The organism is Acidianus brierleyi (assembly GCF_003201835.2).
In the GTDB taxonomy this organism is placed as follows: Archaea; Thermoproteota; Thermoprotei_A; order Sulfolobales; family Sulfolobaceae; genus Aramenus; species Aramenus brierleyi.
Genome location: NZ_CP029289.2, coordinates 2,693,082 through 2,705,277 on the forward strand (window position 1 = coordinate 2,693,082; position 12,196 = coordinate 2,705,277).

Below are 12,196 nucleotides of genomic sequence, written 5' to 3' on the forward strand. Positions count from 1 at the left end.
TAGGTTAAAAATCTAATTTTATTTTATTTAGCTGTAATTAATTTTGATATATTAAAAATTATGAGATAAATAAAGTCATAAAACTAATTTTGAGAGTTATAAAAATACCACTTATATTATGTTTATCATTTGGGTTTGAAAGTATTTTTGCCTTTAATCCTTAAGTCGACATAAGATTTATTTAACTAAGTAAACAAATTAACTTTTGATGATAAAAGGATTTTACATCTCTCATGGATCTCCTACAATTCTAACTGAAAATAATAAATGGAAAGACACTCTTAGGAGTATTGGGAAAAGAATAAAGGATGAATTGAACCCTCAAACTGTTGTAGTAGTAAGTCCTCATTTCTTCTCTTGGTCCGGAACTTTTTTAGTAGAGACTCAAGAAAAATTAGAGTGTATTCAAGATTATTATGGATTTCCAGATGAATTGTATAAGTTTTGTTATTCTGCAGAAAATGATGTAAGTCTGGCATATAAAATAATTGAAAACGCTAAAAGAAAAGGAATAGATATAGCTGAAGATAATAAATGGGGATTGGATCATGGGGCGTGGATACCGCTAATGTATATGTTTCCCGAGGGAATAAGGGCTGTTACTTTATCAATAACAGACAAGTCTCCAGAAGTTCACTATAAGTTAGGTGAAGCTATTGCTCAATCTATAGATGAAAATGTATTAATCCTTGGTACCGGATCTCCAACACATATTTTAGAATTATTTTACTTTAACATAAAACCTAAACAAAGCAATTTTGATAGGAAATTGATCGATCTCCTTAACAAAGGAGATTTTGACTCAATAATGAATCTTGAGGAGACAAAGGAATGGAAACAAGCTCAGCCTGAGGGATTTTTAAGGCCAATGTATGTAGTTATGGGTGCTATAAAACCTAAGAAGGCTGAAGTAATAGATTATGCAGTACCTTGGCCAGGAGTAAGTATGTTAGCTTGTGAATTCAAATAATAATTGTGTATATTAAAAGCAGAATTTTCCAAAGACAAGATAATAAGCGAGCGTTATTTTTTATTTTCATATGCATATTTAGCTACTTTCTTCTTGATATTAGGATCATTTTTTCGTATTATTTTTTAATTCGTTAAGAAGCAGTTAGAATTTCAATATTTATAATTTTGTGCTAATTATGATTAGAATTAATAAAAATCAATATCCTTTCCACGTGTTTTTAACTACCCATACAGGCTCCTCTTCAACGTCTAAAGGTATTGGTTCAGCTTTAAGTTCGCTAATTAATTTTTCATTAACGTCTACTCCTATCCCTGGTTTTTCAGGAACCTTCACATAACCATCTTCTACTGGAGTTCCGTTATATACTAAATCTCTTTTCCATTGTGGGAACCAATCGTAAAAGTTTTCCAATATCAGTAAGTTAGGAATAACGGCGCTAAGTTGAACTGAAACTGCATTCTGAATTGAACCAAAAGCGTTATGGAAAGCTATTTCAACATCATTAGCTTCAGCAAGAGTTACAACTTTCCTTGCTATGGTTACTCCTCCAATGTTTGTAATATCTGGTTGTAAAACGTCAGCTAACCTATTATCTATATAAAACATTGCCTCCTTTAAACTTACTAATCTTTCTCCTAATGCTACGGTCGATTTAGTTGACGATCTGTATTTCTTATATCCTTCGATATCTTCGTGATGAACAGGCTCTTCCATAAAGAGGGGATTGTATTTTTCTAGAACATGAGCGATTTTTATTGCAGAATTAGCGTTAAATCTTCCGTGGTGTTCAATCATTATGCAAACGTCATCTCCTACAGCCTCTCTTACTGCTTTAACCCTTTCTTCAGCTTCTCTTAATCCTTTTTCGTCTATCCAATCGTAATACTGACCAAAAGGATCAAATTTTAAACCTTTATATCCATTCTTAACTACTTCCTTAGCCTTAGTAGCAAAATCGTCTGGAGTAACACAGTCCGAATACCATCCATTAGCATAAACAAGCACCTTATCTCTAAATTTTCCTCCTAAAAATTTGTAAATAGGTGAGCCTAGTTCTTTTCCTAAAATATCCCAAGAAGCTATGTCAATGGATGAAACAGCTGTAGCAGATTCAAAGGATCTAGCTAAATAAAAATCTTGTCTGTACCATTCGTGATAATTCTTTTCAATCTCCTCAACCTCCTTCCCTATAAAAGCCTTAGCTACTTGTTTTATTTCATTATACACTGAAATTACTCTTAATGTGGGTACAGCTTCTCCATAACCTACTTCGCCGTTAGATGTAGTCATCTTTACTAAAATCATTGTAGATGCCCAGGTAGCTCCTCCTTTTTCTTTTGATGTGAGAACTATCGGTTCTATTTCTTGGATTTTCATAGATAGTAATGTGAAATGATAATCTTAAACCTTTTCTTTCAATATGTATCTAATGAAAATTTTTATAACTGGAAATCCGGGAGTAGGAAAAACAACAACGTTAATGTACATAATTAATGAAGTTAAGAAGAGAGGAATAAGCGTCTCTGGATTCTACTGCCCAGAAGTAAGAGAAAATGGTAAGAGAATAGGATTCAAAATAATTGATATCTCTACTGGAAAGGAGAAATGGTTAGCTAAAGTTGGAGAAGGAAGAATAAGAGTTGGAAAATATGCTGTGCAACAAGTTGATGACATAGCCAACGAAATATATTCTTCTCTTTCTAATTCTAAAATTATAGCAATAGACGAAATAGGACCTATGGAGCTTTCAATTCCTTCAATAAAGAGAATTATAGATTATGCTTTAAAGACCGATAAACCTTTAATTGCAGTTGTTCATAGAAACATTAAGGAAGAAGGTAAAATATATACACTTACTTTGAGTAATAGGAATGTATTAAAAGAAGAGATTTTAAATGAGATATTAAATAATATAAGTTAATTTTTACAGCAGTTTTCCATATCTTATTTATCAAATCTTACAGACTCTTCGTCAATAAAAGAGACACATACAGCCTAAGGTGTAAGTATTGCTCTTCCTAGTATTCTTCCTTCAATTAAATCCTTTATTGCATTATTTACGTTTATTAACTCATATCTCTTGTATATAGGAATAATTTTTTGATCATGAATAAGATCAACTGCTTCAAGAACTTCTTTCCTAGTATAAGATGCAGAACCTATAATCCTTTGTTGTTTCATTATAGTTAAAGCCGGTCTCTTAAGAGAAATTTCTTTCCCACTAACGTTTCCTATTAGAACAAGCGTTCCATCTCTTGACAATGACCTTAAACTTTCATTAATAGTTTCACTACCTACTAACTCCATTACAACGTCTACTCCCTTAACGAGTCTAGAAAATTCCTTTTCAGTTATTACCTCATCAGAGAACTTTCCTACTTCTTCCTTTTTTGATTCAGAAGTTATAGAGATTACGTAAGCTCCTAAACTTTTTAGATATTGTATCATATGAATACCTACCCCTCCACCGGCACCAGTTACTAAAACTTCAGTATTCTGTCTTACATTGGCTAAACGAGAAGCATGAATAGAAGTAGCTATTGGGCATACTGACGCAGCATATTTTTCATAATCTTTATCTGGAAGGGAAAAAATGGAATCTTTTGGAGCATAAACGGATTCAGCATATCCTCCAGGTCTTCCTTCACCGAAAAATACGGAATTTTCGCATAGATTTTCCTTACCTTCTCTACAGTATCTACAATTACCGCATACAATAGTACCAAATACTCCTACGGGATTACCATTCAGTTCTCCAAAAATTTCATGCCCTAGTATTAAAGGTAACTTTAAGTTTCTAAATCCTCCTTTCCATATAACTATATCTCTTCCGCACATTCCTGAAGATTTTATGTTAACCAATACGTCGTTATCGTTTCCGCTCATATTAACGTCTTTTATTAATAGGGGTTTTCCGAATTCTTCCAGAACTGCGGCCTTCATTTATTCTCCCTTAAACTGGGGCTTTCTCCTTTCTATAAAGGCCTTAATTCCTTCCTCAAAATCCTTTGTACTGAATAAGATACCGAAAAAGGAGGATTCTAATGCTTCACCAGTCCATATATTTGTTTGATTACCAAGATTCACAGCGTATTTTGCTAAGGCTACTGCTAAGGGAGACTTTTCAGCTATTTTATTAGCTATCTTTTTACCTTCATTTTCTAATTCTGAAGGATCTACTACTTCATCTACAATTCCTAATTCTTCCGCTTCTTTTGCAGATATATTTTCTCCTGTAAGTATTAATTGGAGTGATTTTCTTTTAGATAATTTAGGCAATCTTTGTGTCCCTCCACCTCCAGGGATAATGCCCAAGTTTATCTCAGGCTGTCCTAATTGAGCGTTTGACGATGCTATTCTTATATCAGTGCTCATGGCCAATTCTAAACCTCCTCCTATAGCATAACCATTAATTAATGAAATTACTGGTTTTGTTAAAAACTGTATTTTATTGTATAATTCTTGTAATCTTCTTGAAGCTATCATTGCTTTTATTGGAGTCATCTTTAAGAACTCTGAGGTGTCAGCTCCTGCAGAAAAAGCCCTTCCACTTCCTTGGATTATAATTACTCTAATTTTATCGTCTTCCTCTATTTCATCTAGAAGTTCATTTAATTCTTTAACCATATCTTCGTTTATCGCATTAAGTTTCTCGGGTCTATTTAATGTTATAATCCCTATTTTTCCGTCAATTTCGTATTTAATTGTAGTAAAATTTCTTTTTCCGTATTCATAAAATCCATTTCCAGTCTTTTTTCCCAATCTTCCTTCATTTCTCATTGAAATTAGTAATGGATCTGGAGTAAAGTTTTCTAATTTTGTTTCGTTCTTTAATTCTTCTAAGGCATTTATTACTTCGTCTATTCCGAAGGAATCAGCATATTCAAATATTCCTTTTGGCCATCCTAATCCTAGTTTGCACCCTTTTTCTATATCTTCTTTAGAAGAAATTCCTTCCCTTAGTAAATAAGAGGCTTCGTTTATTGCAGAAGATAATAGAAGTATTGCGTTAACCTTCTTGGCTCCCTTAAATTCTGGCCTAACAAATTTGCCTGGAGCTGGATATGTATAGAAACCTTTCCCACTCTTTACTCCTAGTTCTTTGGATTTAAACTTCTCTTCGAACATTTTACATTCGTATGTTTTAAAACCTCTTTCTTCCATAGCTTTACCTACTAAATATCCTACGTCTAGACCAGTGTAGTCTTGGAGAAGAAAAATTCCCATTGGAAAGCCCAAATCAGTAATAGAAGTGTAATCTACGTCTTCTATGCTGGCTTTTCCAGATTCGACAAGCCAACAGGCTACTTCATTTACCCTAAATAATATTCTATTCACAAGGAAACCCGGTACATCTTTATTTACTACTACTGGATCTTTTCCTAGCCTTTTTGCTAAATTGTAAACTTCCTTTACGGTTTCTTCTGATGTCTTCTCCCCTTTTATAATTTCAACTAGAGGCATGATAACTGGAGGATTAAAGAAATGCATTCCTACTACTCTTTCTCCTTTTTTAACGTATTTGGCTATTTCTGATATAGGAATACTGCTAGTGTTTGATGCTAGTATAGCGTTATCCGAAGATAAGGCATCGGCTTTTGAAAACACTTTAGATTTTATGTTAATATCTTCTATTACTGCCTCCACCATGAAATCAGTGTCTTTAAGAGCTTCTTCCTGGTCAGTAGTTAAATGAATTCTTGACAATACTTCGTCCTTACTTTTTATTTGTCCTTTTTCCTCAAGTTTTGATAAACTCCAAGAAATTTTTTCTTTAGCGTTTTTTAAAATATCTTCGGTAACATCGTTTAACCATACTTCTAATCCTGAGATAGCTGCAACTTCAGCTATCCCGTGACCCATTGTTCCTGCTCCAATTACAGTAAATTTCCTTATCATACTCATCATCTCACATAATCTCTATATTTGTACCTAAAATTTTTCTTACTAGATCCCTTACTATTGTTAATCTTTGAATATCGTTTGCTCCTTCGTAAATTGTAGTAATTATGGCGTCTCTAAGATACCTTTCTACTCCGTTCTGTTGATCTACACCGGCTCCTCCATGTATTTTTATTGATAATGACGAAACTTTTTCTGCAACCTCTGTAGCCATCAACTTTGCCAAAGAGGACACCATTACTGCTTCCTTCCTATTTTTATCGTTCATATTAGCTGCCCAATAAGTTAGGAGTCTTGCAGCTTCCAATTCTACCAGCATATCAGCTAATTTAAACGCTATCCCTTCGTATGATATTAACGGCCTATCGAAAGTCTTCCTTGATAGTGAATAGTTAAATGCCTTCTCAAATGCGCCTTGAGCAATTCCCACTGCCTGAGCCGCAACACCTACTCTACCTTTATCGTAAGTTGTAACTGCTACTTTGAATCCTTCATCTACTTTACCTAGAATATTTTCCTCTGGAACTTCCACATTATCTAATATAACTTCATTGGGTTGTTCTCCTCTTAAACCTATTACATTTATTTTACTACCTATTTTTACACCTGGCATTTCTGTATCAACTATGAAAAACGTTATACCTCTCCATCTTTCTTTTGAAGGTGGACTGGTCCTAGCAGAGACTACTAGATATTTTGCCCTGTCAGCTCCAGTTATGAAGTATTTTCTTCCATTTATTATATATCTACTCCCTTCCTTCCTAGCAGTAGTCTTTATGCCTGCAACATCGCTTCCCGCTCCAGGCTCAGTATTAGCATGTGCAGCAAAGACTTCACCTTTAGCTACTGGAGGAACATATTTTTTCTTCTGTTCCTCTGTACCGAAAATAAGGAGAGGGGTAGTAAAAAGGTAATTAGCTCCTATAAGTGCAGCAAAAGCTGGACAAACTCTTGCTACTTCCTCATTAGTTATAGCAAGCATTAAAGAATCTCCACCTTGGCCTCCGTATTCTTGAGGTATTCCTATACCTAATAATCCTAATTCTTTTGCTTTAATTATAGCCTCGCTATCGTTGGGAATAGAATTTGTCTTTTCTATCTGCATTACGTTTTTAGCTAAAATTTCTTCAGAGAATTCTCTTACACTTCTTCTAAATAATTCGTGATCCTCACTTATCTTGATTTCGAAATCTTGCGCACTTTCAAACGGGAACAATTTTATTCATCAATAATTATAATTGTTAGCTAAAAAAGTAAACGATATATCTTTGGCAGAATTTTGTTTTTAATGAAACCTTATTATACTGCTTAAATATGTGTATTTATAAGAAATAATTTAACGTAAGAAAGAAGGTATTTTAGATATATCTAATTGGATTAGATTAAATTTTATTTAAAAGATATATAATATATTTACTTAATTTTAATGGCTACTTTTAAGTTTTAACATAAATTATAGAATATGAGCGAGAATTATAACTATCAGTTGACGGTAGATAAGGTTCTGGAATATGGAGAAAGAGTTTATCCAGACAGGGAGATAGTATATAGAGATAAAAGAAGATACACTTTTGAAAGTTTCGGAAGAAAGGTAAGAAACTTAGCCGGAGGTCTACAGAGACTTGGAGTTAAACCGGGAGATAAAGTGGGTGTAATAGACTGGGATACTGACGTATATTTAATGAGTTATTATGCAATACCTATGATGGGTGCAATGCTTCATACAGTCAATGTAAGATATCCGCCTGAACTCATAGTTAAAACAATTCTTCACGCTGAGGATAAATGGCTAATTGTAAGAGACGAATTTCTTCCATTAATAGAAAAAGCTGGAAATTATCTAAATAACGTTAAAATCATTGCTTACAGTGACGAAAATAAAGTAAAATATCCTGATGTTATGGAATTAATAAATAACGATGATAACCAATTTCAGCAACAGGAAATAAGTGAAAATACTCCTGCTACAATATTTTATACTTCTGGAACTACGGGTGAACCTAAGGGAGTATGGTTTACACATAGGGATTTAATACTTCACGCAATGTCTTGTTCCATAGCAGCTGCAAAACCTCCAATTAGCGCAACACCTGAAGACGTCTATTTAATTTTAGTACCATTGTTTCACGTTCATCAATGGGGATATCCTTATCTCTTCATGCTAGGAGGAAATAAATACGTGTTGCCGGGAAGATATGATCCAACAATAGAACTTAATTTGATGAAAAACGAAGGAGTAACGTTTTCAGCTATGGTACCAACTATACTTTACATGATTTTATCTCACCCTGACGCACCAAAGTATTCTGAAGTTTTTAAAAATTGGAGGGTTTTGATAGGAGGTGCAGCTTTACCTAAAGGACTAGCTGATACTGCAAGAAAATTTGGAATTACAGTAATGGCAGGATACGGTCTTTCAGAGACTGCCCCAGTATTAACTATATCGTATTATAATTCTAAAGTTGAAAAATTACCAGATGAAAAGAAATTTGAGCAACAAATAAAAACTGGAGTACCTATTCCATTAGTTGAATTAAGAGTAGTTGATCCTGAATTTAAAGATGTACCTCATGATGGTAACACAATTGGTGAAATAGTTGTTAGAGCTCCATGGCTAACTAGAGAATACTATAAAGATCCAGAAAAAACTAAGAGACTTTGGAGTGGAGGATGGTTACATACTGGTGATCTTGCAGTAGTAGACGAATATGGATACATAAGAATAGTTGATAGAGATAAAGACGCGATAAAGAGCGGAGGAGAATTTATACCGTCATTACTCTTAGAAGACGTAATATCATCTCATCCTAAGATAGGACAAGTTGCTGTTGTTGGTATGCCAGACGAAAAATGGGGAGAAAGACCCGTAGCGTTCATAGTATTAAAAGATAAAATGACTGAAGAAGAACTTAAAAATTATCTTATGCAAAAAGCTGAGGAAGGAAAAATAAGAAAATGGTGGATTCCAGATAAATTCGTTTTCCTTAGTGATTTGCCAAAAACATCTACAAATAAAATCGATAAGAAGAGTTTGCGAGACATAATCAAAGCAAAATAATTAGATTTCTCTTTTTTCTTTCATAATTAAAAAGAGTTAAATATCGAAAAGATATATCTTATCTTATGAGAAATGTAGCAATAATCGGAACAGGTCACAGTAAGTTTGGAGCTAGAACAGATGTAAATTTGCAAGAGCTAGCCTGGGAAGCCGTGAAACAAGCTTTAGAGGAAGCTAATATAGATCAAAAGGAAATTCAATATTTCTCTGTAGGAAATGCAGGTATGTGGAGTTCAGAAAATTTGCCTGCAATAGTTGTAGGAGAATATTGTGGATTGACTACAAAAGGAACAATGAGAGTAGAAGCAGCTTGTGCTTCAGGGAGTGCAGCACTAAGAGAGGCATATCTTGCAGTTAAATCAGGAGAAGTAGATGTAGCCATGGCCATAGGAGTAGAACAAATGCATCAATCTCCAAATCCAAATGTTGTGGAAATGATAGGCAGAGCAGGAAGTTATTTCTGGGAATTTGAGAACTTTGGTTTAACCTTCCCTGGATATTATGCGTTATACGCTACTGCATACATGGCCAAATACGGATTAAAAGAAGAAGACTTAGGGAAAATAGCAATAAAAGCGCATCATTACGGTTCGCTTAATCCTTATGCTCACTTCCAAAAAGAAATTTCAATGGAGGAATATATGAAATCCAAGCCAGTAGCTTGGCCTTTAAAAATTTACGACTCTTCACCTATAACTGACGGAGCAGCTGCAATAATTTTAGCTTCAGAAGATTTCGCTAGAAAAGTCACAGATTCTCCAGTATGGATAGTATCTCAAGGAGTTTCATCGGGTTTTGCTAATCTTTCAAGAAAAAGTGATTTTACAACAATAGAAGCTGCAAGAGAAGCCGCAGATATGGCTTACAAAAAAGCCGGAATAAATAGGGAAGACTCATGGAAAGTATTTGATGTAGCTGAAGTTCACGACTGCTTTACAATAGCTGAAATAATAGCTTATGAGGATCTTGGATTTGCAAGGAGAGGAGAAGGAGTTAATTTAGCAAGAGAGAATCAGACATATATAGGAGGAAGAATTCCAGTAAACGTTGACGGAGGATTAAAGGCTAAAGGACATCCGATAGGCGCTACTGGAGTTAGCATGGCAGTATCATTGGCTAGACAACTACTTTATAGAGCTCCAAATAAGGGAATGCAGGTCGAAGTCAAGAATGGTATGGCTTTAGCTCATAATGTTGGCGGAACTGGACATTACGGTTATGTTACAATATTTTCTACTAGGAGGCCATCGCAATGATGAGTATTAGAGATAACTTACAAAAACAAATAAATGATTCTATAAAACAGTTAGATTTTCTAGTAAAGCAGACAAAAATGCCTATAATCCAAGATAAGAGTGGAAATCCATTATGGGTTGACGTCAGAGAATTAGATTTAAGATATCAAATACCTGTAAAGAAAGTTCAGAAATTCTTTAATGGTCTAAAAGATGGTAAAATATTAGCTACAAAATGTCAAAAGTGTGGTACAGTATATTTTCCTCCTCAAGACGACTGTCCTTATTGCAAAACGTCTGGATTAGAATGGATAGAGTTACCTAAAGAAGGCAAATTAATAACTTATACTAAAATCTCTGTTAAACCTCCATCATTTTCGCATTATCAAGATTATATTGTAGGTATTGCTAAATTGAGTAACGGAGTTAATGTAACTGCTTGGGTAATAGGAAACTTAGAAAAACTTACTGTTGGTGTAGACGTTAAATTGGAAGTAAAGGAAAGAGAACCAGAAGGTTACATAACATATTATCTCGAATTAGAATAAATTTTTTTGAGTATTCTCAATGTAATCATCTTATTCTGGAGCTAAACGTGAAATTATTAGAACGACGAAAAATTACTTCTAGAACATTTATGTGCAAGAATTACGAGACTTTTGTAGATAGACAATGAATCTCGCAACCATTTCACAATACTTCTGATAGCAGTTTACTGGTTTCCCTTCCGTTTAAATAATTTTTTTTGATTCCTCCCCTCTTTGATAAATTCTCTTTATCGATCTAGAGAGCCTCTTAGCTCCTAGGGTTATTAGAGGCTGAGCATATAGAGCCCTCGTTTCTCTTGTTGAACTTTATGTAAATTGTAATTCAAAGGAGTCTTCTCTCTTGAACGAGGCTTACTTGAAGAGATTACAGAATATTAGAGAGAATTTTATATAATTTTATTAAATAATATCGAATAAGATGCTTGCATGACAACACTCCTAAATTTTTTAGCTATTTATTTGAGATTGATTTTAATTGAATATTTATAGACGACCCGTTATCTAAAGCTACTGTAACGAAATTTTCATTAACGTTGACCTTAGGAAACTTTAGTTCCATCGAATTAATTCCCAACATAATGTATGAAGGAAAAGTTACGGCTTGGTATATACCATTTAGCATTATATTTTTTACACTGCCTTGCACTTGAGAGTAGAATTTTAGCTTTGCTTCACCAGTACTTAAGAAAATTACATTGTTTGCAATATTTATACCTAATATTAGACCAACACCATAAAGTATATCACCAAAAATCAATACACATAATAAAGTATTTATAAAGCTCATCATTGAACTGCTCACGTGTATAACATTTACTAAAAAGAAATAAGCCATAAAATCGCTGATGATTCGAAGCATCACTCCTACAAATCCTATAATACTTGCTAGTTTATTAATGGTAAGAATTTTAATGAATATTATAATAAACGCTATAAGATTTAGTGTTGACTCCATGAAGCTTAAATGAAAATCAATTCCATTAGTCAATATAGACGAGGAATATACTGAGTAATAATATAATGACAAGATAAGATAGGTAAAATTACCAATTATTCCTATAATTCCACCTATTAATGTGACAAGCAATAACATAGAAAATAATATAATGTAAATTACTGAAATTGTAAGATCTGTATAAATTATGCTGAGGAAAAAGCCATGTGCGTTATCTCCAAAAAACTTAGTTAGCCAAACTACTATGTATCCTATCATAAAATTCATGATTGATATTATCAGAATTAATATTCCTGCAATTAACATATTCCTGGAAATTTTTAGCATAAAATGATCTATTACTCTTGTATTTTAAACTTGACTATTATACAGATTAATTGAAAATATTCTAATAAAAGAAACTTGAATAATTAGAATCTAAAAACATAGCAAAGTTTCATGAATTTCTCTTTATAATTAACCTAAAATTAAAATATTAAGGTATGATAAAATAGTAATCTTCATTAGAGTTAATCTTATAAAATA

General features: G+C 33.3%; 10 protein-coding genes. 5 read left to right on the forward strand and 5 right to left on the reverse strand.

The genetic code is table 11. The annotated features are described in order from the left end of the window. Window positions 1-208: 208 nt before the first annotated feature. Window positions 209-970: a dioxygenase family protein gene (locus DFR85_RS30405; RefSeq protein WP_168367250.1), complete on the forward strand. Its 762-nt coding sequence runs from the start codon at window positions 209-211 to the stop codon at window positions 968-970. 198 nt (window positions 971-1,168) lie between these two features. Here DFR85_RS30405 and DFR85_RS30410 read toward each other — a convergent pair whose 3' ends face one another. Continuing rightward, window positions 1,169-2,350, reverse strand: coding sequence for a mandelate racemase/muconate lactonizing enzyme family protein (locus DFR85_RS30410; protein WP_110271510.1), 1,182 nt, complete (start codon window positions 2,348-2,350; stop codon window positions 1,169-1,171). A gap of 52 nt (window positions 2,351-2,402) precedes the next feature. Here DFR85_RS30410 and DFR85_RS30415 point away from each other — a divergent pair, with 52 nt between their 5' ends. Further along, on the forward strand, window positions 2,403-2,894 hold the full coding sequence (locus tag DFR85_RS30415) for an NTPase (protein WP_110271942.1): 492 nt from the start codon (window positions 2,403-2,405) through the stop codon (window positions 2,892-2,894). A gap of 74 nt (window positions 2,895-2,968) precedes the next feature. On the opposite strand, the gene DFR85_RS30420 is transcribed toward DFR85_RS30415, so the two are convergent. The 3 genes from DFR85_RS30420 to DFR85_RS30430 are packed head-to-tail and all read right to left on the reverse strand — an operon-like array spanning window position 2,969 to window position 7,091. After that, on the reverse strand, window positions 2,969-3,916 hold the full coding sequence (locus tag DFR85_RS30420; RefSeq protein ID WP_110271511.1) for an alcohol dehydrogenase catalytic domain-containing protein: 948 nt from the start codon (window positions 3,914-3,916) through the stop codon (window positions 2,969-2,971). Further along, window positions 3,917-5,872: a 3-hydroxyacyl-CoA dehydrogenase/enoyl-CoA hydratase family protein gene (locus tag DFR85_RS30425; RefSeq protein ID WP_432417915.1), complete on the reverse strand. Its 1,956-nt coding sequence runs from the start codon at window positions 5,870-5,872 to the stop codon at window positions 3,917-3,919. 10 nt (window positions 5,873-5,882) lie between these two features. Further along, entirely contained in the window at window positions 5,883-7,091 is a 1,209-nt protein-coding gene (locus DFR85_RS30430) for an acyl-CoA dehydrogenase family protein (protein ID WP_110271513.1), read from the reverse strand. A 246-nt stretch (window positions 7,092-7,337) separates the two neighbouring features. Here DFR85_RS30430 and DFR85_RS30435 point away from each other — a divergent pair, with 246 nt between their 5' ends. The 3 genes from DFR85_RS30435 to DFR85_RS30445 all read left to right on the forward strand — a co-directional run bounded on the left by DFR85_RS30435 (window position 7,338) and on the right by DFR85_RS30445 (window position 10,716). Continuing rightward, window positions 7,338-8,933 (forward strand): long-chain fatty acid--CoA ligase, encoded by a 1,596-nt coding sequence (locus DFR85_RS30435; protein ID WP_110271514.1) that lies wholly within the window; start codon window positions 7,338-7,340, stop codon window positions 8,931-8,933. A 65-nt stretch (window positions 8,934-8,998) separates the two neighbouring features. Beyond that, window positions 8,999-10,189 (forward strand): thiolase family protein, encoded by a 1,191-nt coding sequence (locus tag DFR85_RS30440; RefSeq protein ID WP_110271515.1) that lies wholly within the window; start codon window positions 8,999-9,001, stop codon window positions 10,187-10,189. Next, window positions 10,180-10,716, forward strand: a complete 537-nt coding sequence (locus tag DFR85_RS30445) for a Zn-ribbon domain-containing OB-fold protein (RefSeq protein ID WP_110271516.1) — start codon at window positions 10,180-10,182, stop codon at window positions 10,714-10,716. The genes DFR85_RS30440 and DFR85_RS30445 overlap by 10 nt, the downstream gene beginning before the upstream one ends. Window positions 10,717-11,167: 451 nt before the next feature. Here the strand turns inward: DFR85_RS30445 and DFR85_RS30450 are convergent, their stop codons facing one another. Next, complete coding sequence (locus DFR85_RS30450) at window positions 11,168-11,998, reverse strand: hypothetical protein (protein ID WP_162582875.1); 831 nt, start codon at window positions 11,996-11,998, stop codon at window positions 11,168-11,170. Between the last annotated feature and the right edge of the window lie 198 nt (window positions 11,999-12,196).